Source organism: Syntrophorhabdaceae bacterium (assembly GCA_036504895.1).
In the GTDB taxonomy this organism is placed as follows: Bacteria; Desulfobacterota; Syntrophorhabdia; order Syntrophorhabdales; family Syntrophorhabdaceae; genus PNOM01.
Genome location: DASXUJ010000062.1, coordinates 56,962 through 81,852 on the forward strand (window position 1 = coordinate 56,962; position 24,891 = coordinate 81,852).

Sequence of the window (24,891 nt, forward strand, 5' to 3'; positions counted from 1 at the left end):
TCACTTCCTCCTTATGCGGACCCTCACCGTCTCGGGATTCATTTTTCTAATATCCATCCCCTTTGCCGACAAAGGCACATCCATTTCCTCTTCTTTTCGAGAGAATTCCCCTTCCACCGGAACCGTCTCTATTTCACGCGCCTTCGACAGCTCTTGCCCGGCCCCCTCCACCAGCACGTAAGCAGGATAGCATGACTTCACGTCGTAGAGGTGGACCCACTTCTCGTCTAATTTTACAATAACCCTGAGCTTCTTCTCCACAGCTTTATCGATATTGATAGCCAGGTAATCGGGTTTTACCTCTTCGACCTTGACTCCCTTGGGTACGGTCACGCTCCCCTTATCGAGGGAAAGGACCTGCGACCCCTCCCTTGCTCCCGACAGGTTTATTTTAAGCCTTATGTCGCGGGCCCTCAAGTTTTTGAGTATGGAAATGGGTCCGCCTATCGTAACGAGCACCGCATCGGAGTCCATCTTGCTGATCAATAGCCCTTTCCCCAGGTATTCCACGATCACGGGGACCGATACGGTCATCTTCGATTCCCCTATGTAAGATATTGCGAACCAGAGCATGCCCGCCAGAATGACCGACAGCGCCTTGAGTTTCAGGTCCTTGAGAATATAATCCTTAACCAATCTCATTACTGCCCCCGTCCGACCATAGCCTCATCATCTCAGAAGCTCCCTGAGCACCTTTTTGAGGGTCTCCCCGTCCATATCCCAATGAAATTCACCCTTAAAGGCGTAAGAGATCCTCCCCTTCTCCTCGGACACGGCCAATGTAACCGCATCGGTCACTTCGGTGATGCCTATGGCGGCCCTGTGGCGGGTGCCTAACTGCTTGTCTATCGTATCCTTCATGGTAAGGGGGAGGATACAGCTCGCCGCCCTTATTCTCCCTTCCCTGATGATCATTGCACCGTCGTGAAGGGGAGAGGAATATTGAAAAATACTCAATATGAGCTCCGTGTTTACCTCAGCGTCCAGACGGACGCCTATTTCCATAAATTCTTCGAGCCCCACCTCACGCTCGATCACTATGAGCGCTCCCGTCTTTTTTTTCGCAAGGGCAACACATGCGTTTGACAGCTCATCAAAAAACAGGGTCTCCTCCACATAGGTAATCTTTTTGAAAAAGGGGCTCCTTCCCAGGGCGAGGAGCACCCTCCTGATCTCATTTTGAAATACCACGACAATTACGAGAATAAGGGAGCTTACGAAATTATTGAGAATCCACCCGAGGGCAAAGAGTTCAAGCTTTTTGGAAAGGTAAAATACGAATACTATTATGATGACGCCGACAATAAGCTGGCTCGCCCTGGTCCCTTTCACGAGGAGAAAGGTGCGATAGATGATGAAGGCTACGATCAATATATCGAAGACGTCCTGCCATCGGAAAGCCGTTATCATGACTTCAGGACGGCGTCTACGAGCAGGGCGACCTTACGTGTCTTTCCCACCTCATGGACCCTCACGATATCGGCGCCATTCCACAAAGAGAGGGCTACACTGGCCAACGTCCCTTCAAGTCTCCCTTCAACGGGCGTATCGGTGACTTTTCCTATAAAGGTTTTCATGGAGGTGCCTACGAGAAGAGGTCGGCCTAATTCCCTGAACCGGCGAAGCTCCTTCAGGATCCGCAAATTGTCTTCCACCCGTTTCCCGAATCCGATACCCGGGTCAAGGATGATACGCTCTTCTTCAATCCCGCAACTCAGGGCGAAGGACGTCCTTTCCCGCAGGAACTCGGTCACTTCGGCGATTACATCTTCATAGACAGGATCGCTTTGCATATTCTCCGGAGTCCCCTTTATGTGCATCAGGACCACGTACATTCCAAGGCTGCTCACCGTCTCGGCCATAGACGGATCGAACATGAGAGCGCTTATGTCATTCACCATGTCAGCCCCTGCCCGAAAAGCCTCTTCGGCAACCTTTGCTTTATAAGTATCTACAGATATCATCACATCGGAGCGGGAACGGATTTGTTCGATAACGGGAATTACCCGTGTGAGTTCTTCGTCTACGCCGGTACGGCTCGAAAAGGGCCTCGTGGACTCCCCTCCCACGTCGATGATGTCGGCGCCTTCTTCGACCATATGAAGGGCATGCTGCACTGCGGTATGGGGATCGAGAAATCTCCCCCCGTCTGAAAAGGAGTCGGGTGTAACATTCAGCACTCCCATTACGAGAGGCCTGTTTTTACATAGCAACTTCCTCTTCATTTGAACTTTCCCTGATTAATGCCTCTATCTCCTGGCCATCGAGCACTTCCTTTTCAAGAAGCTTGTTGGCGATGGCATGGAGGGAACCCATATTATCCAAGAGAAGGCCCTTCGCCCTCTCGAAACAATCCGTCACGATCCGTCTTAATTCGGCATCGATGTCTTGAGCGGTGTTCTCGCTGAAATCCCGGTGTTGCGCTATTTCTCTGCCGAGGAAGATATGCTCTTCCTTCTTTCCATAATTGAGGGGTCCGAGCTTGTCGCTCATGCCCCACTCGCACACCATTTTCCGCGCGATCTCGGTCGCCCTCTCGATGTCGTTGCCGGCCCCTGTGGTTTCGTGGTTGAGCACAAGCTGCTCCGCGACCCGCCCACCCAGGAGTATTGTAATATTCTCAAGAAGGTAAGACTTGGAATAGGTATGCCTCTCATCGATAGGCAGCTGCTGTGTAATACCAAGGGCACGTCCACGTGGAATAATCGTAACTTTATGAATTGGGTCGGACCCGGGGATCATCTTCGCCACCAGGGCATGACCCGCCTCATGAAAGGCGGCATTCTTCCTCTCCTGGAAAGGAATAATCAGGCTCTTGCGCTCAACACCCATGAGCACTTTATCTTTCGCGTGCTCGAAATCGTCCATCTCGATCTCTTTCTTATTCATGCGGGCAGCGAGCAACGCGGCCTCATTTACAAGGTTCTCCAGGTCTGCGCCTGAAAACCCGGGTGTGCCGCGGGCAATCACGGACAGCTCCACATTGGGCGCCACTACAGTCTTCCTGGTGTGGACGTTGAGTATCGCTTCCCTTCCTTTCACATCGGGTATGGAAACTACGATCTGGCGGTCGAACCTGCCCGGTCTGAGCAACGCAGGGTCCAGCACATCCGGCCTGTTCGTCGCAGACATGACGATTACCCCTTCATTCGATTCAAAGCCGTCCATTTCCACGAGAAGCTGGTTCAAGGTCTGCTCCCGTTCATCGTGGCCACCCCCGAGGCCGGCGCCCCGGTGTCTCCCGACGGCATCGATCTCATCGATGAAGATAATGCAGGGCGCGTGTTTCTTTCCCTGGTTAAAAAGGTCTCTTACCCTGGACGCCCCCACGCCTACGAACATCTCCACGAAATCGGAGCCGCTGATGCTGAAAAAGGGCACATCCGCCTCGCCTGCAATAGCCCTGGCGAGAAGGGTCTTACCGGTACCGGGAGGACCCACGAGGAGTACGCCCTTGGGTATTCTTCCGCCGAGTTTCGTAAATTTCTTAGGGTCGACGAGAAACTCGATGATCTCCTGCAGTTCTTCCTTTGCTTCGTTAATACCGGCCACATCCTGAAATGTCACCTTATGTTCTTTTCCGGTGACGAGTCTTGCTTTGCTCTTGCCGAAAGCCATAGCCTTCCCGCCTCCCGCCTGCATCTGTCTCATGAAAAATATCCAAACCCCGATGAGAAGGAGCATAGGGAACCAGGAGATAAAGATGTTCTGCCAGAGGCCCGAATCCTCATCCGGCTTTGCATTTATCCTGACATTATGCGCCCTCAATACCTTCATCAGGTCCGGATCGTCGGGGGCATAGCTTTTGAACTCTTTTCCGTCTTTGAATGCTCCGAGAATGTGTCTTCCCTGGATGGTGATCGCCTGGATCTTGTCGGTCTGCACTGCTTCCACAAAATCGCTGAAGATGACATTCTCATATGTTTTCTTGGGCTTATAGTAGATATTGAAGATAAAAAGGCCCAGGAGAATGATGAAAAGCCAGACAAAGATATTTTTGTTCATAGGATTGATATTAGTGTTCTTCGGCACCTACAGTTTGTACCATAAATACCCTGAATTATCAAGACAAGAAAACCCTCCTTTCCCGATTCCGGTCGGAACTGCAGCGGCGGGACCGCCTTTTTCCGGATTGCCGTGGAAAGCACCCATAAAATCATCTTATCTTGCTGTGTCACGGGCCCCGTTTTGATATAATGTGGTAACGACTACAGTGAGAGGCGAAGGCATGAAGATTGGGGAAAAGAAAGTGATCCTCGGGCTGGTGGGCTCCCCCCGCAGGCTCGGAAATTGCGAAGTAATGGTGAAAGAGATAGGGAGATGGGCGGCGCAGACACACAACCTTCAGCTCATCCGTATGCCCTCTCTTCACATCGAGCCCTGCCGGGCCTGTTACGCGTGTGTCACGGGGAAATCCTGTCCCCACGGGGATGACATGGATTTCCTGCTCGACCGGATAGCGGAGGCGGACGGGATCATCATGGCAACACCCGTCTATTTTCTCGGAGCCCACAGTATTTTCAAGCGGGTCCTTGACCGGGGTTTCCTCTTTTATCGAGTTCTGGAGAAGACTTTCGGAAAACCGTGCATACTCCTGAATCTTTATGGCATGGAGGACCGGCTTGGGGCAAGCCCCCATACTCTCAGGTCTTTCGCCGCTTTTCTCGGCCTGGCCGTAAAGGCCGATATGAACCTGCAGGCTGCGCTTCCAGGCGAGATCAGCCTCGAAGAGACCTCCGGCCCCCTGGCGGAAAAATTGGCCGGGGACCTCTTTTCGGAAATGAAGCCCGCCGCACCCGCCGGAGGGTGCCCCTTCTGCGGGTGTACCATAGTCCGGATGGATAAGGCGCGATTTCTCTGCACCATCTGCCACGGTTCTTTCTTTATCGACGGTTCGGGAGCCGTCTCCCCCCTGAAAGAGGGCAGCTTGTTCGGCTCCCCGGCACATATGCTTCTGCATCAGGAGTGGCTCAGGTCGATGAAGGAACAATTTCTGGAACGACGAAAAGAGATACTGCGTAATACTCTTCAATATAAAAATATGGGGGAATGGGTTTATCCGGAAGGCGCAGGATCGGACGGGGAGATACCTTAGGGGGGAGTACCTTACTTCAGTTTTGACATGGTATGGGCCGCTTTCCTCAGCTTTTTGGGGAGCTTTCTCGGGTTTCCCTTTTTCGGAGAGGACTGGTCATCCTCTTCGATGAAATCATCCCTTTTGCCTGTCATCTCTTCCATGATCATCAGGTCCAGTCGTTGGGGAAGCATAAAGGCGACCCCCGCCTTCTTTGCTTCATCTATAATCGCGCGGTCCGAGGTAACCACCGCTATATTGCCCCTGCCCTCTCTGATCCAGCCGATAATCACGTCATCGGCGGTCTCGTTTTCTTTTGAGTAGACCACGTCGATGCCAAGATAGTTCTCCCGCTGTCTTCCAGGAGACATGCTGTTGTAGGCATCAAAGACAACAGTAATCCTGGAGCCCTTTTTTTTCTTGTAGCGGGCCAGTCTTTCGAGTACGGTCCGCCTAAGGGTCTCTCCCTGAGACCCGTTCTGAACTCCGGGACTTATGATCTTCATCATGTAGTTATACCCGTCGATCACTATATGGGTCATTATATCCCCCAAGCCGGCCCCGTCCGTTTTCCGGGGCATTAGTCGTGTGTATTCTCTTTTTAAGATGATCAGGAGACTGAAGAGCCCGCCTTTAATGTCCCACTACCTTCGGCCGAAGTGGCTGCGCAGCCCGGCCCCTTCTCTTTGTAGTGATCCCTCATTATTCTGTCGAGTACACCGTTGATAAATTCACGGGATTCATCGCTTCCGTATTTCTTGGCCAGCTCGAGGGCCTCATCGATCGCCACCTTCGGCGGCACATCGGGCGAATAGAGCATCTCATAGATGGAAAGCCTCATGATGCCCTTATCCACATAGGTAATACGATCCAACCGCCAGTTGTCGCAGGCATCCTGAATATAGAGATCGATCCTTTCCCTCTCACGGGTCACGCCGAGGAGGATTGATTTGGCATAATTCACTACATCCGGCTGATACGGGAAGCTTTCGCAGTATGCAGCCAGAGCCCGCTCGGGATCATTTCCGTAAGTTTCTAACTGGTAAAGCATGCGTAATGCTAATTCTCTGGCTTTTCTTCTGCGCACATTAACCTTTCTTGAGCAGGTTAGCCATCTCGATCGCCGTGAGAGCGGCATCGAACCCTTTATTGCCCGATTTCGTTCCTGCCCGCTCTATGGCCTGTTCGATGGTTTCACTCGTAATAATACCGAAAGCGACAGGCTTCTCATTCTCCAGGGAAACAAGGGCGATGCCTTTGGTGACCTCTGAGGCGACATAATGAAAATGCGGCGTGGCGCCTTTGATCACCGCTCCCAGACATATCACGGCGTCCAGCTCCGGCTTTTTGACGAGCCGCTTTGCCATAAGAGGTATTTCAAATGCGCCGGGTACTTTATAGATGTCGATCTGTCCCTCTTTCGCGCCGTGCCTTTTTAAGGCATCGAGGGCGCCTTCAAGGAGCCTTTCCGTAATAAAACTATTGAACCTGCTTACGATAATTGCGAATTTGAAGCCTTTTGCATCGAGTATCCCCTCATAGACCATATATGGCTCCTCATATGTTATTCAAGATATGTCCAAGCTTCTCCTGCTTGGTCTTAAGATAAGCAAGGTTATCTTTGGTCGGCGACATTTCTATGGGCACCCTTTCCACAACCGTCAGACCGTAGCCCTCGAGTCCTTTTATTTTCCTCGGGTTATTCGTAATGAGCCTCATTTTTCTGACTCCCAGGTCATTGAGAATTTGAGCGCCGAGGCCGTAATCTCTCAGGTCGGGAGAAAAACCCAGGGCAATGTTCGCCTCCACGGTATCATGACCGTTGTCCTGAAGGTTATAGGCTTTTAATTTATTGAGCAGGCCGATGCCTCTGCCTTCCTGCCTCATGTAGACAAAGACGCCTTTCTCTTCCTTCTCGATCATCTTCAGGGCCAGTTGAAGCTGTTCTCCGCAGTCACACCTCAAGGACCCGAGTACATCGCCCGTAAAGCATTCCGAATGGACCCTCACGAGCACCACGTCATCGGGAGTGATATTCCCTTTGACAAGGGCCAGGTGGGTTTCTTTGTCTACGTCGTTTTCATAGCCCATAAGCGTGAAATCGCCGCCGTAGCGGGTGGGCAGTTTTGTCTCCGTCACCCGTCGCACAAGCCGCTCGTTCTTCGTCCTGTATTTGATCAGGTCGGCAATAGCCACGATTTTGAGGTCATGTTCTTTCGCGAAGACCTCGAGATCGGGCATCCTCGCCATGGTGCCGTCCTCTTTCATGATCTCGCAGATGACACCCGCGGGTTTCAGACCCGCAAGCCTCGCAAGATCTACCGATCCTTCGGTATGGCCGACCCTCACCAAAACTCCGCCGTTCTTGGCCATTAAAGGAAAGACATGACCCGGCTTCGCAAGATCGTCCGGCGTCGTGGCATCGTCAATCGCGACTTGTATAGTCTTTGCCCGGTCATGGGCTGAAATACCCGTAGTGACCCCTTTCTTGGCTTCGATAGAGACGGTGAACGCGGTATTGTGGGCGGAGGTGTTCTCCCGGACCATCAAGGGAAGCCCGAGGGCCCTCACTCTCTCTTCCGTGAGGGAGAGACATATGAGGCCGCAGGCATAACGGGCCATAAAAGTAACGACTTCCGGGGTAACCATCTCCGCGGCTATCATTACATCGCCTTCGTTCTCTCTATCTTCGTCATCGACAATGATGACCATTTTTCCTTTTCTGATGTCTTCTATTACATCCTCAATATTCGAAATTGCCATTTCAATCCCCTTTTATATATCCATGGTCATAGAGAAATTTCATGTCGAGGCCCCGATTTTTGCCTCCCGCCATGAAATTCTCTATATATTTGCCGATGATATCGGTCTCTATATTCAGTTTATCCCGCTGTTTTCTTTCCCGAAGTGTGGTTTTCGATGCGGTGTACGGGATTATGTTAACCGTAAATAAGTTATCATGTCGATCGTTCACTGTCAAGCTCACGCCATCAAGGGTTATGGAGCCTTTTCTTACGATTTGTCTTGCCGTGTCGGGACCGACTTCTATCTCGAAACGCAGGGAATCACCCGCCCCTTTTATCTCCCTGATCGTTCCGATTCCGTCCACATGGCCCATGACAATATGGCCGCCGAACCGTCCGTCGGACCGCATGGCCCGCTCCACATTGATAAGAATGCCCGGCTTCTTCTCCTTCAGAGTTGTCACGTCCAGCGTCTCCAGAGACGCGTCCGCCACAAAGCCGTCGACCGTAATTCTCGTGGCCGTCAGACATACGCCGTCGATCGCCACACTGTCCCCTTCCACGATACCAAGGGGATCCAAATGGGTGCGAATGGAGAACTCCCATCTTCCCGTCAGCTTTCTTATATCGGCGATGGCGCCTATATCCTCAATAATCCCTGTGAACATAAGCCTCTACGAATATATCTTCTTTGAATCTCTTCACTGCGACAATATCGACCTTGTGGGCGTCCCGGAGAAAATCGATTCCTTTTCCCCCTATGAGACTCTGGGCATTTTTGCCGCCTATGAGAATAGGCGCATAGAAGATGAGAAGCTTGTCGAGGAGATTCTCTTTCACGAGGGTGCTGTTCAATTCCCCGCCCCCTTCGACCAGCACGCTCTGCACCTCTCTATTATAGAGCACGTCGCAGACCTGTTTCAGGGAAACCCTTCCGTTCTCGTCCTTTCCCACCTTTACCACATCCACGCCAAAGGACTTCAACCGCGCCTCTTTATCATGACGGGACTCGTCGGACGTGAAGATCCACGTGCGGTACTTCTCTGCGGTCTTCACTACATCGCAGGCAAGAGGTATTCTCAACTTGGAGTCAAGGATAATCCTGACCGGTATTTTTTTGGGTTTTGACACCTTGGGCACGAGGAGCGGGTTGTCCGAGATTACCGTATTGATCCCAATCATCACCCCGTCCGTCACCGATCTCAGCTTATTTACATACCGCCGCGACTCTTCATTCGATATCCATTTGGAATCACACGTCTTCGTCGCTATTTTTCCGTCAAGACTGGCAGCGGCCTTGAGGGTGAAGAAGGGTCTTTTCTTCTCCATGTATGCAATGAATGCTTCGTTGAGTTTCCTGGCCTCATGTTCCAGGAGGCCCACTTTCGTATCTATGCCGCCCTTTCTCAGGCTCTCCACCCCTTTTCCGTTCACCAGAGGGTTGGGGTCGAGCATGGAGACGACCACCTTCCTGACTCCCGCCCTCATGACCGCATCCACGCAGGGAGGAGTCCTGCCCTGATGGGCGCACGGTTCCAGATTAATGTACAGGGTGGCGCCGCGGGCCTCTTCTTTCGCCTCATGAAGGGCGATAATCTCCGCATGGGGAAGACCCGCCTTCCGGTGATATCCCTTGCCCACCACATGTTTTCCTTTTACGAGTATTGCTCCGACCATAGGGTTGGGGGAGGCGGTACCGTGCCCCCTTCTTCCGAGCGAGAGCGCCATGCGCATGTAATCTTCTTCTTTCACGGTAAACCCTCTGCCATGCGAGCCGCGGGAAAGGCTCACATCTGTCGTTATTGGCTCTCGTTTTTCTTGAGAACGAGATCCTTCAGCTCATCCATAAATTCATTGATGTCCCTGAACTGCCTGTATACCGATGCAAACCTCACATAGGCGATCTCATCGAGTTTTCGCAATTCATCCATGACCATGGAGCCGATCTCGGAGGACCTGATCTCCTTTTCACCCTTCTCGTTCAGGTTATGCTCTATGCGCAGCACTATTTTTTCGAGGTTGGTAATACTGACAGGTCTTTTCTCGCACGCCCTTTTGAGGCCTCCGAGTACCTTCACCCCATCGAAGACTTCACGCCTTCCGTCCTTCTTCACCACCAGAGGCAGCCCCTCCTCGAGCCTCTCGGCCGTGGAGAACCTCTTGGCGCATTTCAGGCACTCCCTCCGCCTCCTGATGGTATCCATCTCTTTGCTCATGCGGGAATCAAGTACTTTGCTTTCCGGGTGACCACAGTAAGGACATTTCATGATGAAGTCCCGTCTGCTTTTTCCTGCAATTGCACCTTCTGCACCAGTATACCCGACTCCTTCACCATATCGGCGGCAAGTTCGTCAGGGTACCCGTCAATGTAAAATATCGTGGTAATACCGGCATTAATCACCATTTTGGTGCATATGGAGCAGGGGAGATGGGTGGTATAAAGTTGAGCGTCTTTAATCGACGCGCCATGATACGCGGCTTGAATGATCGCATTCTGTTCGGCATGAAGCCCCCGGCACAACTCATGTCTTTCACCTGCCGCGACATTGAGTCTCTCTCTCAGGCACCCGCTTTCCGTACAATGCCTGAGCCCCATGGGCGCCCCGTTATAACCCGTAGACAGAATCCTCTTGTCTTTCACAATGAGCGCCCCTACGTTTCTTCTCTTGCATGTGGATCTCTTGGATATGATCTGCGCGATCTCCATGAAGTAAGAATCCCAGCCGGGGCGGGTACTGATCATATTCCGTATATGGGGGAATAAAAGGGAAACCTCTCGCAAAGAGCTCTGACCCGGGATTTTATTTCTCTGTATACCTCTTCGTTATTAAGATTCGTCAAAGCCCTGTCCATAAGTTCCGCGATCAGGTCCATTTCGCTTTCCTTCATGCCTCTGGTGGTCACCGCGGGGGTGCCGACCCTTATGCCGCTGGTCGTGTTGGCCCCTTTTGAATCAAAGGGAATGAGGTTCTTGTTGACCATGATCCCGCTCGGCTCCAGGGCCTCCTGCGCCTCTTTTCCCGTGATCCCCTTTCCTGAAAGATCCATAAGAAAAAGATGGTTATCCGTGCCCCCGGAGACGATCCTGTAGCCCCGCAGCTCCATATTTCGTGCCAGTCGTGCTGCATTCACGATTACCTGCTTCTGGTAATCCCGAAACTCTTCGGTCATGGCCTGCTTCAAAGCCACTGCCTTCGCCGCAATGACATGCATGAGCGGGCCGCCCTGAAGTCCGGGGAATATCGCTGAATCGACGGCCTTTCCGAACTCTTTCTTGCAGAAGACAAGGCCGCCCCTGGGTCCGCGCAAGGTCTTATGTGTCGTAGTAGTGACGAAATGAGCATGCTCCATGGGACTCGGATGGCACTCGGCGGCTATCAGCCCCGCGATATGAGCCATATCAACCGTGAGGTAAGCGCCCACATCGTCTGCTATCTCCCTGAATTTCTTAAAATCGATGACCCTGGGATAGGCGCTTGCCCCCGCGATGATCATCTTGGGCTTCTCCGCCCGCGCAATCCTCAGGATCTCATCGTAATCAAGCAGCTCGCTCTCGGCGGCAACCTTATAACCGACGGCATTGTAAAATTTTCCCGAGAAGCTGACTCTTGCCCCGTGGGTAAGGTGACCCCCATGGGCGATATCCATGCCGAGTATCTTGTCGCCTTGATTGAGGACGGCATAGAAAACCGCCATATTTGCCGACGAGCCGGAATGGGGTTGCACATTCACATGCTCTGCATGAAAGAGCTCTTTTGCCCTTTCTATGGCAATATTTTCAATTTCATCGAGAAATCCGCACCCGCTGTAATACCGCTTACTCGGATATCCCTCGGCATATTTATTCGTAAGCACACAGCCCTGAAATTCGAGTATCTCTTCATCGACGTAATTCTCGGACGCAATGAGGATCAGGCTGTATTCTTCGCGCTCGATTTCGCTTCGCACCAGCGTATAAATCTGTCGGTCTTTCACATCCTCGCTCTTCATCTTCATGGCTTTGATAGATGTTTATCTTCCCATTCCTTTATTTTGTCGACTCTCTTCTCATGTCTTCCTCCTTCAAAGGGGGTTTCGAGCCAGACTTTCACGATTTCTTCCGCGAGTCCCTTTCCCATCACCCGACCTCCGAGGACAAGAACATTCGTGTCCAGGTGCCGCCGGCTCTGCGTCGCCGTATACAAATCCTGACCGAGGACCGCACGCACCCCTTTCACTTTGTTGGCCACGACGCTCATTCCGACCCCGGTTCCGCAAAAGAGGATACCCCTCTCGGCAATGCCGTCCGAAACGAGCTTTGCCGCTTTGAAACCAAAATCAGGATAATCGACCGAGCCTTCTCCGTCAGTTCCTTCATCGGTGCAGCTATACCCCCATTCCTTCAGGAGGTTCTTTACATATTCTTTAAGCTCGTAACCCGCGTGGTCCGACCCCAGCGCGATCTTCATCCTTCAAATTTCCGGAAGACGAGGGTACAATTGGTGCCTCCGAAACCAAAGGAATTCGACATGGCGGCGCGGATTTGGTGACTCCGTGCCGTATTAGGCACGTAATCCAGGTCACACTCCGGGTCCGGGTTCTCATAGTTGATCGTAGGCGGACAGACCTGGTCCCGTATGCTGAGAACGGAAAAGACCGCTTCCACCGCGCCTGCCGCACCCAACAGGTGACCGGTCATGGACTTGGTAGAGCTCACGGGGACCTTATATGCGCGATCTTTAAATACTTCTTTAATCGCGATTGTTTCGATGTGATCGTTAAGTTCCGTCGACGTCCCGTGGGCGTTGATATAGTCCACATCCCCGGTGGTCATGCCGGCGTCTTTCAGCGCCATTCCCATGCACCTGACGAAGCCTTCTCCGTCAGGTGCCGGCGCAGTAATATGATAGGCGTCGCCGTTGTAGCCGTAACCGGCTATTTCGGCATAAATCGTTGCATTTCGTGCCAGGGCATGATTGAGCTCCTCGAGGATCACTATCCCTGCGCCCTCGGCTACCACAAAACCATCCCTGTCCCGCTCGAAAGGCCTCGACGCCTTCTGGGGCTCATCATTCCTTCTGGACAGCGCCTTCATCGCATTAAAACCACCCACCGTCAGTGGAGTGAGATTGGCCTCGGTGCCGCCCGCAACCATAACGTCCGCGTCCCCATACTGGATAATCCTGAAGGCGTCGCCGATGCAGTGAGCGCCCGTCGCGCAGGCGGTCACGATGCAAAGGTTCGGGCCTTTAATGCCGTGTTCTATGGCAATATGGCCGGGCGCCTCATTGGCAATCAGCATAGGAATAAAAAAAGGCGATATCCTGCCCGGTCCCCGTTCGAGAAGTATACTGTGATACTTCTCGAGTGTAGGTAAGCCCCCAAGTCCCGTGCCGGCAACGACTCCCACTCTCGTCGCGTCTTCGGACGACATATCGAGTCTTGCGTCGCCAACGGCGATCTTGGTCGCTCCGAGGACATACTGGATGAAGAGGTCCATCCTCTTCATCTCTTTCGGAGATATAAAATCCTCCGCCTTATAATCTTTAATCTCGCCGGCGATTTTCGTATCAAAGCGGGAGGTATCGAATCTCGTGATGGGCGATATGCCGGATTCGCCCTTGAGGATTCTTTCCCACACATTCTGATTCCCGGTACCAAGGGGAGTTACGAGACCCACACCTGTTACCACTACTCGTCTCTTCAATCTAATCCACCCCTTAATTATTTTTCGGTCATGTGCTCTTCGATATATCTGATCGCGTCGCCCACGGTCTCGATCTTCTCCGCATCTTCATCGGGGATCTCTATACCGTACTCATCCTCCAGAGCCATGATCAACTCAACGATATCAAGAGAATCAGCTCCGAGGTCATCTATGAATTTCGCCTCGGGAACCACCTCGGATTCGTTTACTCCCAGCTGATCAACTATCATCTTTTTTACTTTTTCGGAAACTGTCATCGAACCACCTCCTCATGATAAATAGGGAATTGTCTCCCTACTGCAAAAACGTTATTGTGCTACATGTGCAGACCACCGTTGACACTTATAACCTCACCGGTAATGTAGCTTCCATATTCCGAAAGAAGGAAATAGACCACCCCCGCGACATCGGAGGTCTCACCGAGCCTGCCCAGGGGGATTGCCCTGAACATCTCTTCCTTCGCCTTCTCGTTCAGCTCGTCCGTCATCTTCGTACGGATAAATCCGGGCGCCACGGCATTGACCCTGATTCCCCTCTCGCCATACTCTTTCGCCACGCTCTTGGTAAATCCTATGAGCCCCGCCTTGCTCGCCGCATAATTGGCTTGTCCCGCGTTGCCCATGATTCCGACTACGGAGGAGATATTCACAATTGCCCCGCCCGTCTTTAACATAGGTTTCACAACGGCCCTGGTACAGTTGAAGGCGCTTTTCAGGTTCACCTGCATGACCCTGTCCCAGTCTTCTTCTTTCATGCGTATGAGCAACTTATCGTTTGTAATGCCCGCGTTGTTGACAAGGCAATCGACCTTTCCCAGCGTCTTTATCACCGAGCTCACCGCCTCCTCGACTGCGCGAAAATCGGTGACGTCGACATGGACGAATTCGCCTTTGCGGCCCTGGGACCGTATCTCTTCCACGGTCTCCCGTGCATCGGCGATATCGAATATAGCCACGTCCGAGCCCTTTCCGGCCAGGAATACCGCAATGGCCCTTCCTATGCCCTGTGCGCCGCCCGTAACGATGGTAACCTTGTCATTCATTCGACGCTCTCCTCAAGCCAGAATGGCTTTCAACCCTTCGATCTCTTCCATCCCTTCGACATTATAACACGGAATCCCCGGCTGAATCCGTCTTACCAGATTCGTGAGCACTTTCTGGGGTCCCACTTCGATAAAAAGCTCCACCCCTTCCCGGGCCATCCTCTTCACGCTTTCCTCCCAACGGACCGGAGAAAACATCTGCCTGAAGAGCTTGTCCGCCACTCTCTCCTTGTTCTGCTCCGGGGACGCATCGACATTGCAGACCACGGGATATATCATTTCGCCTTTGGTGAGGGACTCCAGCTCTGTCCTGAGCTTCCCGGCCCCCTCTTTCATGAGGGGACTATGAAAGGGTCCCGACACGTTAAGAAAAACCGCCTTTTTATAGCCGATGCCTTTCAGTTTTTCCACGCATTCTCTGAGCGCTCCGAGATCGCCCGACAGGACTACCTGGTCCGCCGAGTTCAGGTTTGCGGGCACTACCACATAATCATCATGCGAGGTCTCTCTCAGCACGGGCTCCACTTTTTCCATATCGGCGCCTATAAGGGCGGCCATCCCGCCTTTGCCCTTCGGGCAGGATTCTTCCATAAGAAGTCCTCTTTTCCTTGTAATCCTGAGGGCGTCCTCGAATGAGAAATATCCCGAGGCCAATAAGGCCGTATATTCGCCAAGACTATGCCCCGCAAGGATAAAAGGGGCAAAGGAGATCTCTTGTGTCAACACCCGCCACGTCGCATAACAGGCAAGGAGAAGGGCGGGCTGAGTATTGAAAGTCTGCCTTAATTCTTCCTCGGGTCCCTGAAAGAAAAGCTCTGAAATAGGGAAGCCGAGAGTCGAGTCGGCCTTTGCGAAGAGCTCCCGCACCGTGTCGAACCTATCGTACAGCTTCTTGCCCATGCCCACATACTGAGAGCCCTGGCCCGGAAATAGAACGCCTATTTTTGCCATCTATTTTCTCTTCTGAGCTGCTTCCTTTATAAGCTCGAGTCCGATCACATTCCTTTGAATCTGATTCGTCCCTTCGTATATCTGGAGGATCTTTGCATCCCTCATCATCTTCTCCACGGGATACTCTTTCATATAACCGTACCCGCCAAACACCTGAATGGCATCCACTACTACTTTCATCGCCACATCGCTGGGGAATACTTTACTCATGGCGGATACTTTCGAGGTGTCCTTGGGATTACTATCTATAAAACGGGCAACCGCATACACCAGCGCCCTGGCAGCCTCAACCTGAGTCGCCATATCGGCAAGCATATGCTGTATGGCCTGGAAGGAAGAGATCTTTCTGTCGAACTGCTCCCTTTCCTTGGCATACCGGACCGCCTCGCCCAAAGCTGCATGGGCTACTCCCACCGCTTGGGCGCCGATGCCCGGCCTTGTCTTGTCAAAGGTGCGCATGGTATAAATAAAGCCCATGCCTTCTCTACCTATAACATTTTCCTTCGGAACTTTGCAATCCTGAAATACCAGCTCTCTCGTCGCGGAAGCCCTGATGCCCAGCTTATTCTCTTTCTTGCCGAAAGAAAATCCTTCCATGCCCTTTTCCAGGATGAAGGCCGTGGCGCCTCTGCCGCCCCTCGTCTTGTCCGTCTTCGCAATCACCGTGTATATATCCGCTTCTCCACCATTGGTGATCCACTGCTTTGTCCCGTTCAGGATATACTCGTCGCCGACCTTCTTCGCTTCCGTCCTGATACTCTGCGCGTCGCTGCCCGCACCCGCTTCGGTAAGGCCGAAGGCGCCGAGTTTCTTCCCTGAAGCGATCTGGCTGAGATACTTCTTTTTCTGTTCTTCCGACCCGCCGATCAGGATCGGGTATGCCCCGAGAAGGCTCGCCGCATAGCTCACGGAGACGCCGAGACAGGCCTTGCTCAATTCTTCGACCACAATACAGTTCTCAAAACAACCCCCACCCAAACCGCCGTATTCTATGGGTATACTCACACCGAAAAGCCCTGTATCGGCACATATCTTCATAATAGTCCAGGGGAACTCCTGCTTCTCGTCGAGTTCCGCCCTGATGGGCACGATCTTTTCTTCAGCAACCTTTCGAGCCAGAGCACGGATATGTTTCTGGTCTTCTGTGAGGAAATAATCCATCCTATCTCTCCTTTATCTTCTAAAGTGACTCATATTCCTGCATCGTCTCTTTTATGGACTGGTTCAATTTCTTTATGACAAAATTATTCGCCATGATGACGGCATTCCTGATCGCATGATGGCTCGATTTGCCGTGGCAGATGATGGAGACCCCGTCCACCCCGAGAAGGGGCGCACCACCGATGGCGGCATAATCGAATCGCTGTCCGATCCGTTTCATCGCATTCTTCAAAACTGCGCTGTCCGGCGTCTGGCCGTCGCCCTCGGCAGCCAATCCTTTCAGGAACCCCATGAACATCTCGGCTACCCCTTCCGTGATCTTGAGCGCCACATTTCCCACAAAACCGTCGGTTACCACCACATCCACATCGCCGCTGTGCATGTCGCTTCCTTCCACATAACCGAGATAATTGAGAGCCGCGTTTTTCAAAATGGCGTGGGACTCCCTCGTCAACTCGTTGCCTTTGGTCTCTTCCGTGGCATTGCTCAATAACCCCACTTTGGGCGAATCCAATCCGAAAGCGCATCGGGCGAAGATCTCTCCCATGATCGCAAACTGCACCAGGTGGCCCGGTTTACAGTCAACGTTGCCGCCCGAGTCTATCACTATTGTGGACCGTCCTCTCGCATTGGGATGAAGGGCTGCGATAGCGGGCCTGTCCACGCCCTTGAGCCTGCCCAGGGTGAAAATGGCAAAACCCATAGCCGCGCCGGAGTTCCCGGCGGTTACCACCGCCTGGACCTCGCCGGCCTTGAGGAGCTCAAAGGCCATGTTCATGGAGCAATCCCTTTTTTTCCTCAAGGCAGCTGAGGGGGATTCATCCATGCTCACTTCCACCGGTGTATGCACGATCTCGATAGACCCGTCCTGCACCAGCGGCCTGAGCCGCTGTTCGTCACCTACCAGGACTATGTCTGCTAACCTCTCGTGGTGTACTGATTCGGCGCCTTTGACAATCTCATGGGGTGCAAAATCCCCCCCCATGCCGTCTACCGCTATCCTCACCATCAACTAAGCTTCCTTTACCTCAAGATATTTCTTTCCCTTATACATCCCACACTTGGGACAGACGGTATGAGGCATTTTCGGCTCTTTGCAATGAGGACAGGAGACCACGGCCACCGGAGTGGCTTTATAATGGGTTCTTCTCTTGTCCCGCTTTGATTGCGACGTTTTCCTTTTTGGAACGGCCATGATACTCTCCTTGCTAATTTAGAAAAGATTTTAATTTATCGCCTAACAGAGTATGAGACTCCCCGCTGCAACGGCACTCTTCAGTGTTTCTGTTGCAGCCGCACGTTTCACATAATCCCCTGCAATCTTCTTTGCACAGGGGCCTGATGGGGACATTCAACATGATCTCCTCATATACGAAGGGATCGAGTTCTATCTCGTCTCCCTCGTAATAGTAGGTGTCCAGATCCTCCCCCTTCAACTCCAGTTCCGATTCCGAAGGCATGAGCTTCGTCGGCGCGAGCTCGATGTCGACAAATGCTTCGACATGGAAGTTATACTGCTCAAGGCATTTGCCGCACGTCAGGGTCAATGTACTTTCAACCGGTCCCCTGATGCTCAGTACCTCACCCTTCTTCCTCACGGTAAGCTCGTAAAGAAGGGGTGATGCGAAGCGAACCGGATCCTCTCCGTCTTCCTTCTCGAACTTCCTTCCTTCGATTTCGCCCTGCACTTTTACTACATTTTCTATATCTGAAATCCTGATAATCATAGGACCTCTTTTCGAAATTCGATAATATAATGGGTTTAATCTGCCTTGTCAAGCAAATTAACCCGTTGTAACCGTTGCCTTTTTCCTTCAATTGCCGGTCAGGAAGCCGGCATTTACGAGTATATGGGCTTACGCCTTCTCCTGAATTTCGGCCATTTTCCTTGAATATTCAGCCTCATCCATCACAAGGGAGACGACTTTCCTTTTGTCCTTCTCTCCCTTGACGATCGTCACGTCGGTTTTACGGACACAAAAGACATCCGCAAGGTATTCGGTGAGCTCCTGGTTCGCTTTTCCATCTCGGGGCACAGAGAGCAGCTTCACCTTCAGGGCCCCGTCTTCCCGGGTGATCTCCTTCCTCTTTGCCCTCGTGATGACCTTAACCTCTATGTTCATCTCTTTCGTCCGTGATCTTGAGGCCCTTATCTGAGCCTCATCCCAAGGTCGAGCAGGCTGTTTACCGCGAATTTCTGCAAAAATATAATCACGATTATTACCAGAAACGGGGCGATATCGAACATGCCGATTCTGGTCGGGAGCATTCTCGAGATCCTGTATGTCACGGGATCAACCATTCCATAAATGATCCTGACAAGAGGATTATAGGGATTGGGCCTGATCCACGAGAGGATGGTCCGAATTATCACGACCCACAGGTAGAGCTCGAGCAACAAATTGACTACATATGCCACGCCATAAATAAAATTTCCCAAAACAAACATCGGGCCTCCGTATTCACAGGAATGAGGGGGAAGGCGAGGGAGCCTTTCAGGCTTCCAAAACCTCACCTATAAGATTGTCTCCCATTATCTCCTTTATTTTAACCCGGGTAAGATTATTTTCAATATCTTTTTTCCGGGGGAGGTAAAGAGGGAGGTAATTATCCGTATACCCCCTTACATAATCTCCTTTGTAAACCTTCCCTTCCGGAATGACCCAGGCTTCGGATCCGAGGAAGCGCCGGAAAAATCTCTTCCTCATCTCCCGATCGAGTGCCCTCAATGCCGAGACTCTCATTTTTTTCGTCCTTGCCGATACTGCGCCCCCCATGGATGCCGCCTTGGTCCCCGTCCTGGGGGAAAAGGGAAAGACATGGAGATAGTAGATATCAAGGGAGGAGATAAAACGAAGAGTCTCCTCGAACTCCTCATCCGTCTCCGTGGGAAAGCCCACGATCACATCGAACCCGATACCGATCTCACCCATGCCTTTCTGCAGCCGCCCGACCATGGCACGTATATATTCGATCCCGTAGGGCCGTCCCATCAGCCCAAGTATGCGGTCGCACCCGCTCTGGAGCGGGATATGGAGGCTTTTGGCGATCTTTCGCGAGGCCGCCATTATCCCGATCATTTCAACATCCAGATAAAGGGGGTCTATCGAGCTCAGCCGTATCCTCGGCGGAGTCGGACTTGTCTCGATCTGTCTGAGAAGACCCTTGAGGTCCATATTCTGCCCTGGATCGAAATATGATGAGATCTCGATCCCTGTGAGGACTACTTCCTTCACTCCCCAGCCCGCAAGGCGGGCGAGGGTCTCCATTATCTCGGGCAGAGGTCTGCTGCGCGGCTTTCCCCTTCCGAAGGGAACAATACAGTACGCGCAGAAACGGTCGCACCCGTCTTGTATCTTGAAGAAAAAACGGGTCTTGTCCCGCGGGACCCCATGGATCTCTCCCGCTTCCATGAGACGGTCTCTTCCCGGGGATACGAATGTCCCTGTTTTCCGGAGGTATTCGGCAATCCTGAACTTCTCATCCTGTCCGAGTACCGCATCGGCGCCGAAGGTCTTACCGGGATATACCTGCCCCTGGCAACCCGTGAGGATGACATGGGCAGATCCGTTCAATCTTTCCATGCTTCCGATAAACCTCCGCACGTCCCGCTCGGCCCCCTCGGTCAGCGCACAGGCATTAACCACAATGACATCGGCGTCTTCGGGTGAAGCCGGCGAAAGCCCCGCCTCTTCAAGCCTGTTGGCGATCACATGGGTATCCCACTGGTTTGCCTTGCACCCCGTAGTATGGACGTAGTATTTCATCCGCCCCTTCACTTCGGCCCGAAGGGCGACATTTCCCTCAGCCTTTTTACTGCCCCGGGAATCACCGAAAGGGCGTAATCCACCTCGGAAGCCGTATTTTCGGGTCCAAGACTGAACCGTACCGAACTCCGGCAAAGGGCCTCAGGGATTCCCATCGCAGCAAGTACGTGAGATGGGTGGGCCGCTCCGGAAGCACAGGCCGCTCCTGAGGAGAGGGCAATCCCTTTAAGATCGAGGGCAATAACCAGGGACTCCCCTTCGGCACCCTCAAAACTCAGATTGATCGTATTCGGGAGCCTCCGTTCGGGGTCTCCATTGAGTGTCACCTTCTCCACATCGGACATTATTCCCTCAAGCAATTTTTTTCTGAGGGAGTCGATGTTATGGTTTCTCTCCTCGAAATCTCTCCGGGCGATTTCGCACGCCTTTCCGAAGCCGGCAATGGAGGGCATATTCTCCGTCCCCGCCCTCCGTCCGCCCTCCTGACCTCCGCCATGGATAAGGTTCTCGATCTCGAGTCCTTTTCTGATATAAAGAGCGCCCACACCTTTCGGGGCAGACATTTTATGACCGGAGAAGCTCGCGAGGTCCACGCGAAGGGATTCCACATCAATCGGCACCTTGCCCAGGGCCTGAACCATGTCCGAATGGAGGAGAACCCCCCTTTCCCTCGCGATCCCGCCTATTTCCGCAAGAGAGGAGACAGCGCCGGTCTCGTTATTGGCGAGCATGACGCTGATGAGCACTGTTTCCGGCCTGATCGCCGATTTTACCTCATCCGGCTCCACCCGTCCGTATCGGTCAACGGGGAGGTAGGTGACAAGGAAGCCGGATTCCTCCAGATACCTCATGCTGTTCAGAACGGCAGGGTGCTCCACTACAGTCGTGATCAGGTGATTCCCCCGGTCCCTTTGCGATCGTGCAGCCCCTTTTATCGCATGGTTATCGCTCTCGGAGCCGCAACCGGTGAACACGATCTCTTCAGGGGCCGCATGGATTATCTGCGCGACCAGCCCCCTCGCCTTTTCATAATGGCTTCTGACCTTTCGTCCTGCCCAATGAAGGCTGGAAGGGTTCCCGAAGAACTCATCGAGAAAAGGATGGATGGCCCGGGCCACCTCGGGATGAACAGGCGTAGTGGCGTTATAATCGAAGTAGACCTGCTTCATATGGTCAGTCAAAAAAGACGGTCATCGCCTTCACCGGGCACACCTTGACGCAAAGCTCGCACGCCACGCACCGCTCGTAATCGAAAAGAACTTTCATGTCGGTCCTGTCTATGTGCAATGCCTCGGGTGCGCAGACCCCGGTGCATACGCCGCAGTGTACGCATCTTAATTCATCCCTCTGGATATCCTGCTCTATGGGCTCGGTATCGATATTGAGGCTCTTTATATATTCGATCCCTTTCTCGAAATTCTCGTCGGTGCCCTCGATCTCCAGCACCATCATGGATTCGTGTCTGGGAGATATATTTGCCCGGAGAATATTGAAGACAAGGTCAAAATCCCGCGCCAGACGGTAGACTATGGGCTTATCTATCGTATTTCTCTTGAACCTAAGAATAATTCGCTTCTTCATGCCGGACCTCGCTTAATTTTTTCACTCTTCCTCACCGATTCCTTTCAGCTTTCATATCCTCACAAGCTCCATATCTCCCCACATGCCGATATGGTCGCCGAGCACCACGAGAACGGCCAGCACATCCGGGAAATTTTTCCCTTCATCGATGGCACGGGAGAGATCCTCTTTCTTCTTCACCATGTTGCCCACTTTCGTGGCAAGCCCGTCGGCAAAAAGCGCCGATCTTGCCACTACGCATACCGCGTCCGCCTTGCCGAAGCTCAGAGAGGGACCGACTGTGGCGGAGGAGGTGCATATGCCGTAAGGCCTCTCGTCCGGCCGCACTTTGATCCCTATCCGCCCGCTGAAAGGCGAATCGCCCGCGTAGATGAGCACCACCCTCTCCTGCCTGGTGGAAAGAGAGATATCGCCCCCGTTTTCTATCACATATTCATCGGAAAATAGCGAAATATCATTGCCCACGTGCTCCGCCAGGGCGCCCGCTACCGTGGCCATGGGTCCCACGCCGAGGGCGGCGGCGGCAACGATCATGCGGCGCGCCATAAGGGGAGCCAGGGCGTCGTCTTCAACAGGCGCGAGACTCTCCCTGAAAACCGGCCTTACCCGTATGTATTCTTCGAGCTGATTTCTATAAAAGAGCACCCGGTCCTCAATAAACCCGCTCAAATCACCCCTGGTACAGCAAAGCAGGTCCGTCTCCTTTATCTTCACCTCATAACAGTCAAGATCAGGAGGTTTGCCTGCGTGCCGATAAAATCGTTCTTCATACATAGTTGTTTAAATGCGGACCCTGAGCTTCGGGGGCGCTCCCGCCACGGATGCGTCTCGCCCGGTTTTTTCCGAATTCTTTTAAAGCCGCGGACTTAAATATAGCAAGGACGGCCCCGGCTGTCAAATCAAGGCTATCTCCGGGATTGACATAAGCTCACAAAAACATTAATTTATCCGCTGTGCAGATGCGTTAAATAAATATTTCAGAAGGAGACAAAAATGACCCAGTCTTCATTGGCCGCAATAATCCATACCGAAAAAGGGGACATCAGGCTGAATCTCTTCCCGGACAAGGCCCCCCTTACGGTCCTCAATTTTGTAAACCTGTCCAAAAGAGGATTCTACGACGGACTTATTTTTCACCGGGTTATTCCCGATTTCATGATTCAGGGCGGCTGCCCACTCGGCACCGGGACAGGCGGGCCGGGATACCGGTTTAATGATGAATTTTCCCGGGACCTGAAGCATGACAAACCGGGCGTCCTTTCCATGGCGAATGCAGGACCGAATACGAACGGGAGCCAGTTTTTCATCACCCATGTCCCCACTCCCTGGCTGGATCAAAAACATGCCGTCTTCGGCTCTGTAATGGATGAGACGGACCAGAAAGTGGTTGACAGCATCAGGGCGGGCAATAAGATCACATCGATCGCCATAGAAGGCGACTATGCGGCCCTTATGGAGGATCACAAGGATATTCTCGATAAGTGGAACGCCGCGCTCGAGGCTGCCGGAAAGTGACAATTCCCTGAATGGCTCAAATATTTCCGGGTTGCGGATTCGCAGCCCGGATGATGAGACACCTCCCTTCGCATTTATGATATACTCAAAGAAATGAAAAATTCAGGGATCGCCGTGCCCTCGGCGCGTTACCTTCTCCCCCATGGGGACCGCCCATGACGATTACGGACCGGACCGATCTTCTCACCCGTCTGGAATCGGGTTATGCCCTGCCGGCCCTTTCCGTTATCGCCATAAAACTGGTGGAAATCGCATCCGACGAGAGATGCTCGGTAAATGACCTCGCCGACCTTATCGAAAAGGACCCTTCCCTCACCGTGCGCCTTCTCAAGCTTGCAAACAGTGTATTTTTCAGGGGTAGTCAACCTATTGTCGCCGTGCGGCAGGCGGTCATGAGGATAGGTTTCCGCCAACTGAGGATTATGGCCCTTTCCCTCTCTTTGAGGGATACCTTTCCCATGGGTAGGGTGGGCTCGGTCGATTACGAGAGATTCTGGCAAAATTCCCTGTACAGGGCCTTGATCGCCAGATCCCTGGCCCGGCACCTCACTATTTGCGATCCTGAAGAGGCTTTCGTGGGAGGCCTTACACTGGGGATAGGCTTTCTCGTGTTTTTCGACCTATTTCTGAAAAAGAAAGCGATAGAGATCGACCGCGACCTCGATACCCTCGAAAAGCTCCTCTTATGGGAAGCGGACAACTTCGGAATCAATCACCGAGAAGTGGGCGAGGCAGCCCTCAGATACTGGCGTTTTCCGGAAGAGATCGTCATATGCCAGCGCGGGCACATGAGGGAGACTACGGTGCCCCTCGCCCGCGTCTGTGAGCTTGCCAGAGTCCTCTCAAACACGCTCGTGCGCAAATCATCCGATTTCCAAACTTTTTTCGTGGAGGGGGAGGTGTCTTTCGGCCTCACCTACGAGACCATCAATGATATACTCTGCACCACCTTCGAAGAGGTTCAGGATATTGCGGAAAGCCTGAGGATCGAGATGAATAAGGAAAAGGACCTCCTCGGTCTTATGGAAAAGGCGAATCATGCTTTGAGCCTCTTATCCGAGAGGATCGCAGGGCTCCGGTCGGACCCTCCCCTGCCTTCCTTCGAAAGCCTGTCGGACACGCCTGCGGGTCAGGCGAGTAACATTTCCGAGACCCTTCAGGCGGTGGCCCACGAGATCAGAAACCCGCTGGTAGCGGTGGCGGGATTCGCACGAAAGCTCGCGGCGACCGTAGACCCCGGCTCAAAAGGAGGGCAGTACGCACGCATCATTCTCGAAGAAGCCCTGCGACTTGAAACAGCCCTATCCGAAATGACCGCGGAGAAACTCGAGACTGCAATGAAATGAAGATGGCGGCCCTATTCCTCCGGC

At 52.7% G+C, this 24,891-nt stretch carries 31 protein-coding genes; 3 read left to right on the plus strand and 28 right to left on the minus strand.

All coding sequences use genetic code 11. The features are described from left to right. The 4 genes from VGJ94_07840 to ftsH are packed head-to-tail and all read right to left on the minus strand — an operon-like array spanning position 1 to position 4,005. A complete protein-coding gene (locus VGJ94_07840; protein ID HEY3276516.1) occupies positions 1-642 on the minus strand; it encodes a CdaR family protein in 642 nt (213 codons plus the stop codon). A gap of 27 nt (positions 643-669) precedes the next feature. Beyond that, positions 670-1,410, minus strand: a complete 741-nt coding sequence (gene cdaA / locus VGJ94_07845; GenBank protein ID HEY3276517.1) for a diadenylate cyclase CdaA — start codon at positions 1,408-1,410, stop codon at positions 670-672. Further along, entirely contained in the window at positions 1,407-2,225 is an 819-nt protein-coding gene (gene folP / locus VGJ94_07850; protein HEY3276518.1) for a dihydropteroate synthase, read from the minus strand. Before folP ends, cdaA begins: the two co-directional genes overlap by 4 nt. Continuing rightward, positions 2,203-4,005 carry an ATP-dependent zinc metalloprotease FtsH gene (gene ftsH / locus VGJ94_07855; protein HEY3276519.1) on the minus strand — a complete coding sequence of 601 codons (1,803 nt, stop codon included), beginning with the start codon at positions 4,003-4,005 and terminating at the stop codon, positions 2,203-2,205. Before ftsH ends, folP begins: the two co-directional genes overlap by 23 nt. A 223-nt stretch (positions 4,006-4,228) precedes the next feature. Between ftsH and VGJ94_07860 the strand changes: the two genes are divergently transcribed. Further along, positions 4,229-5,095 (plus strand): flavodoxin family protein, encoded by an 867-nt coding sequence (locus tag VGJ94_07860; protein HEY3276520.1) that lies wholly within the window; start codon positions 4,229-4,231, stop codon positions 5,093-5,095. 11 nt (positions 5,096-5,106) lie between these two features. Here the strand turns inward: VGJ94_07860 and VGJ94_07865 are convergent, their stop codons facing one another. The 24 genes from VGJ94_07865 to VGJ94_07980 form a co-directional block, all read right to left on the minus strand. After that, positions 5,107-5,616: an NYN domain-containing protein gene (locus tag VGJ94_07865; GenBank protein HEY3276521.1), complete on the minus strand. Its 510-nt coding sequence runs from the start codon at positions 5,614-5,616 to the stop codon at positions 5,107-5,109. Between the two features lie 68 nt (positions 5,617-5,684). Next, the gene (nusB, locus tag VGJ94_07870) at positions 5,685-6,161 is read right to left on the minus strand and encodes a transcription antitermination factor NusB (protein ID HEY3276522.1); all 477 of its coding nucleotides are present in this window, start codon (positions 6,159-6,161) and stop codon (positions 5,685-5,687) included. Between the two features lies 1 nt (position 6,162). After that, complete coding sequence (ribE, locus tag VGJ94_07875; GenBank protein ID HEY3276523.1) at positions 6,163-6,621, minus strand: 6,7-dimethyl-8-ribityllumazine synthase; 459 nt, start codon at positions 6,619-6,621, stop codon at positions 6,163-6,165. A gap of 10 nt (positions 6,622-6,631) precedes the next feature. After that, entirely contained in the window at positions 6,632-7,837 is a 1,206-nt protein-coding gene (locus tag VGJ94_07880; protein HEY3276524.1) for a bifunctional 3,4-dihydroxy-2-butanone-4-phosphate synthase/GTP cyclohydrolase II, read from the minus strand. A 1-nt stretch (position 7,838) separates the two neighbouring features. Continuing rightward, positions 7,839-8,486 (minus strand): riboflavin synthase, encoded by a 648-nt coding sequence (locus VGJ94_07885; protein ID HEY3276525.1) that lies wholly within the window; start codon positions 8,484-8,486, stop codon positions 7,839-7,841. Next, positions 8,467-9,570, minus strand: a complete 1,104-nt coding sequence (gene ribD / locus VGJ94_07890; protein ID HEY3276526.1) for a bifunctional diaminohydroxyphosphoribosylaminopyrimidine deaminase/5-amino-6-(5-phosphoribosylamino)uracil reductase RibD — start codon at positions 9,568-9,570, stop codon at positions 8,467-8,469. Before ribD ends, VGJ94_07885 begins: the two co-directional genes overlap by 20 nt. A gap of 47 nt (positions 9,571-9,617) precedes the next feature. Continuing rightward, positions 9,618-10,085, minus strand: coding sequence for a transcriptional regulator NrdR (nrdR, locus tag VGJ94_07895; protein ID HEY3276527.1), 468 nt, complete (start codon positions 10,083-10,085; stop codon positions 9,618-9,620). Next, entirely contained in the window at positions 10,082-10,561 is a 480-nt protein-coding gene (locus VGJ94_07900) for a cytidine/deoxycytidylate deaminase family protein (GenBank protein HEY3276528.1), read from the minus strand. Before VGJ94_07900 ends, nrdR begins: the two co-directional genes overlap by 4 nt. Further along, entirely contained in the window at positions 10,558-11,793 is a 1,236-nt protein-coding gene (glyA, locus tag VGJ94_07905; protein ID HEY3276529.1) for a serine hydroxymethyltransferase, read from the minus strand. Before glyA ends, VGJ94_07900 begins: the two co-directional genes overlap by 4 nt. A 17-nt stretch (positions 11,794-11,810) precedes the next feature. Beyond that, positions 11,811-12,266 carry a ribose 5-phosphate isomerase B gene (gene rpiB, locus VGJ94_07910; GenBank protein ID HEY3276530.1) on the minus strand — a complete coding sequence of 152 codons (456 nt, stop codon included), beginning with the start codon at positions 12,264-12,266 and terminating at the stop codon, positions 11,811-11,813. Next, positions 12,263-13,504 (minus strand): beta-ketoacyl-ACP synthase II, encoded by a 1,242-nt coding sequence (fabF, locus tag VGJ94_07915; GenBank protein ID HEY3276531.1) that lies wholly within the window; start codon positions 13,502-13,504, stop codon positions 12,263-12,265. Before fabF ends, rpiB begins: the two co-directional genes overlap by 4 nt. A gap of 17 nt (positions 13,505-13,521) precedes the next feature. Further along, the gene (locus VGJ94_07920; protein HEY3276532.1) at positions 13,522-13,761 is read right to left on the minus strand and encodes an acyl carrier protein; all 240 of its coding nucleotides are present in this window, start codon (positions 13,759-13,761) and stop codon (positions 13,522-13,524) included. Between the two features lie 59 nt (positions 13,762-13,820). Next, on the minus strand, positions 13,821-14,546 hold the full coding sequence (fabG, locus tag VGJ94_07925) for a 3-oxoacyl-[acyl-carrier-protein] reductase (protein HEY3276533.1): 726 nt from the start codon (positions 14,544-14,546) through the stop codon (positions 13,821-13,823). A 12-nt stretch (positions 14,547-14,558) separates the two neighbouring features. Beyond that, the gene (gene fabD / locus VGJ94_07930) at positions 14,559-15,497 is read right to left on the minus strand and encodes an ACP S-malonyltransferase (GenBank protein ID HEY3276534.1); all 939 of its coding nucleotides are present in this window, start codon (positions 15,495-15,497) and stop codon (positions 14,559-14,561) included. Next, the gene (locus VGJ94_07935; protein ID HEY3276535.1) at positions 15,498-16,658 is read right to left on the minus strand and encodes an acyl-CoA dehydrogenase family protein; all 1,161 of its coding nucleotides are present in this window, start codon (positions 16,656-16,658) and stop codon (positions 15,498-15,500) included. Positions 16,659-16,677: 19 nt separating this feature from the next. Continuing rightward, positions 16,678-17,667 carry a phosphate acyltransferase PlsX gene (gene plsX / locus VGJ94_07940; protein ID HEY3276536.1) on the minus strand — a complete coding sequence of 330 codons (990 nt, stop codon included), beginning with the start codon at positions 17,665-17,667 and terminating at the stop codon, positions 16,678-16,680. Between the two features lie 3 nt (positions 17,668-17,670). Continuing rightward, entirely contained in the window at positions 17,671-17,853 is a 183-nt protein-coding gene (gene rpmF, locus VGJ94_07945) for a 50S ribosomal protein L32 (GenBank protein ID HEY3276537.1), read from the minus strand. Between the two features lie 13 nt (positions 17,854-17,866). After that, positions 17,867-18,385, minus strand: coding sequence for a DUF177 domain-containing protein (locus VGJ94_07950; GenBank protein ID HEY3276538.1), 519 nt, complete (start codon positions 18,383-18,385; stop codon positions 17,867-17,869). Positions 18,386-18,514: 129 nt separating this feature from the next. Further along, positions 18,515-18,781, minus strand: coding sequence for a DUF167 domain-containing protein (locus VGJ94_07955; protein HEY3276539.1), 267 nt, complete (start codon positions 18,779-18,781; stop codon positions 18,515-18,517). Between the two features lie 26 nt (positions 18,782-18,807). Next, positions 18,808-19,107 (minus strand): YggT family protein, encoded by a 300-nt coding sequence (locus VGJ94_07960; GenBank protein ID HEY3276540.1) that lies wholly within the window; start codon positions 19,105-19,107, stop codon positions 18,808-18,810. Between the two features lie 46 nt (positions 19,108-19,153). Beyond that, the gene (locus VGJ94_07965; GenBank protein HEY3276541.1) at positions 19,154-20,425 is read right to left on the minus strand and encodes a MiaB/RimO family radical SAM methylthiotransferase; all 1,272 of its coding nucleotides are present in this window, start codon (positions 20,423-20,425) and stop codon (positions 19,154-19,156) included. Positions 20,426-20,433: 8 nt separating this feature from the next. Then, positions 20,434-21,606, minus strand: a complete 1,173-nt coding sequence (locus tag VGJ94_07970) for a cysteine desulfurase family protein (GenBank protein HEY3276542.1) — start codon at positions 21,604-21,606, stop codon at positions 20,434-20,436. Further along, on the minus strand, positions 21,599-22,006 hold the full coding sequence (locus VGJ94_07975) for an NIL domain-containing protein (GenBank protein HEY3276543.1): 408 nt from the start codon (positions 22,004-22,006) through the stop codon (positions 21,599-21,601). Before VGJ94_07975 ends, VGJ94_07970 begins: the two co-directional genes overlap by 8 nt. A gap of 51 nt (positions 22,007-22,057) precedes the next feature. Further along, positions 22,058-22,780 carry a UPF0280 family protein gene (locus tag VGJ94_07980; GenBank protein HEY3276544.1) on the minus strand — a complete coding sequence of 241 codons (723 nt, stop codon included), beginning with the start codon at positions 22,778-22,780 and terminating at the stop codon, positions 22,058-22,060. A gap of 219 nt (positions 22,781-22,999) precedes the next feature. Between VGJ94_07980 and VGJ94_07985 the strand changes: the two genes are divergently transcribed. Together VGJ94_07985 and VGJ94_07990 are read left to right on the plus strand one after the other, a co-directional pair. Further along, complete coding sequence (locus VGJ94_07985) at positions 23,000-23,521, plus strand: peptidylprolyl isomerase (GenBank protein HEY3276545.1); 522 nt, start codon at positions 23,000-23,002, stop codon at positions 23,519-23,521. A gap of 155 nt (positions 23,522-23,676) precedes the next feature. Continuing rightward, positions 23,677-24,867: an HDOD domain-containing protein gene (locus VGJ94_07990; protein HEY3276546.1), complete on the plus strand. Its 1,191-nt coding sequence runs from the start codon at positions 23,677-23,679 to the stop codon at positions 24,865-24,867. Positions 24,868-24,891: the final 24 nt, after the last annotated feature.

What these genes read in the sequence shown, in the direction of transcription:
- VGJ94_07840 (HEY3276516.1), bottom strand. Translation starts at nt 642, where the DNA reads ATGAGATTGGTTAAGGATTATATTCTCAAGGACCTGAAACTCAAGGCG.
- cdaA (HEY3276517.1), bottom strand. Translation starts at nt 1,410, where the DNA reads ATGATAACGGCTTTCCGATGGCAGGACGTCTTCGATATATTGATCGTA.
- folP (HEY3276518.1), bottom strand. Translation starts at nt 2,225, where the DNA reads ATGAAGAGGAAGTTGCTATGTAAAAACAGGCCTCTCGTAATGGGAGTG.
- ftsH (HEY3276519.1), bottom strand. Translation starts at nt 4,005, where the DNA reads ATGAACAAAAATATCTTTGTCTGGCTTTTCATCATTCTCCTGGGCCTT.
- VGJ94_07860 (HEY3276520.1), top strand. Translation starts at nt 4,229, where the DNA reads ATGAAGATTGGGGAAAAGAAAGTGATCCTCGGGCTGGTGGGCTCCCCC.
- VGJ94_07865 (HEY3276521.1), bottom strand. Translation starts at nt 5,616, where the DNA reads ATGACCCATATAGTGATCGACGGGTATAACTACATGATGAAGATCATA.
- ribE (HEY3276523.1), bottom strand. Translation starts at nt 6,621, where the DNA reads ATGGTCTATGAGGGGATACTCGATGCAAAAGGCTTCAAATTCGCAATT.
- VGJ94_07880 (HEY3276524.1), bottom strand. Translation starts at nt 7,837, where the DNA reads ATGGCAATTTCGAATATTGAGGATGTAATAGAAGACATCAGAAAAGGA.
- VGJ94_07885 (HEY3276525.1), bottom strand. Translation starts at nt 8,486, where the DNA reads ATGTTCACAGGGATTATTGAGGATATAGGCGCCATCGCCGATATAAGA.
- nrdR (HEY3276527.1), bottom strand. Translation starts at nt 10,085, where the DNA reads ATGAAATGTCCTTACTGTGGTCACCCGGAAAGCAAAGTACTTGATTCC.
- VGJ94_07900 (HEY3276528.1), bottom strand. Translation starts at nt 10,561, where the DNA reads ATGATCAGTACCCGCCCCGGCTGGGATTCTTACTTCATGGAGATCGCG.
- rpiB (HEY3276530.1), bottom strand. Translation starts at nt 12,266, where the DNA reads ATGAAGATCGCGCTGGGGTCGGACCACGCGGGTTACGAGCTTAAAGAA.
- VGJ94_07920 (HEY3276532.1), bottom strand. Translation starts at nt 13,761, where the DNA reads ATGACAGTTTCCGAAAAAGTAAAAAAGATGATAGTTGATCAGCTGGGA.
- fabG (HEY3276533.1), bottom strand. Translation starts at nt 14,546, where the DNA reads ATGAATGACAAGGTTACCATCGTTACGGGCGGCGCACAGGGCATAGGA.
- fabD (HEY3276534.1), bottom strand. Translation starts at nt 15,497, where the DNA reads ATGGCAAAAATAGGCGTTCTATTTCCGGGCCAGGGCTCTCAGTATGTG.
- VGJ94_07935 (HEY3276535.1), bottom strand. Translation starts at nt 16,658, where the DNA reads ATGGATTATTTCCTCACAGAAGACCAGAAACATATCCGTGCTCTGGCT.
- plsX (HEY3276536.1), bottom strand. Translation starts at nt 17,667, where the DNA reads ATGGTGAGGATAGCGGTAGACGGCATGGGGGGGGATTTTGCACCCCAT.
- rpmF (HEY3276537.1), bottom strand. Translation starts at nt 17,853, where the DNA reads ATGGCCGTTCCAAAAAGGAAAACGTCGCAATCAAAGCGGGACAAGAGA.
- VGJ94_07950 (HEY3276538.1), bottom strand. Translation starts at nt 18,385, where the DNA reads ATGATTATCAGGATTTCAGATATAGAAAATGTAGTAAAAGTGCAGGGC.
- VGJ94_07955 (HEY3276539.1), bottom strand. Translation starts at nt 18,781, where the DNA reads ATGAACATAGAGGTTAAGGTCATCACGAGGGCAAAGAGGAAGGAGATC.
- VGJ94_07960 (HEY3276540.1), bottom strand. Translation starts at nt 19,107, where the DNA reads ATGTTTGTTTTGGGAAATTTTATTTATGGCGTGGCATATGTAGTCAAT.
- VGJ94_07965 (HEY3276541.1), bottom strand. Translation starts at nt 20,425, where the DNA reads ATGAAATACTACGTCCATACTACGGGGTGCAAGGCAAACCAGTGGGAT.
- VGJ94_07975 (HEY3276543.1), bottom strand. Translation starts at nt 22,006, where the DNA reads ATGAAGAAGCGAATTATTCTTAGGTTCAAGAGAAATACGATAGATAAG.
- VGJ94_07980 (HEY3276544.1), bottom strand. Translation starts at nt 22,780, where the DNA reads ATGTATGAAGAACGATTTTATCGGCACGCAGGCAAACCTCCTGATCTT.
- VGJ94_07985 (HEY3276545.1), top strand. Translation starts at nt 23,000, where the DNA reads ATGACCCAGTCTTCATTGGCCGCAATAATCCATACCGAAAAAGGGGAC.
- VGJ94_07990 (HEY3276546.1), top strand. Translation starts at nt 23,677, where the DNA reads ATGACGATTACGGACCGGACCGATCTTCTCACCCGTCTGGAATCGGGT.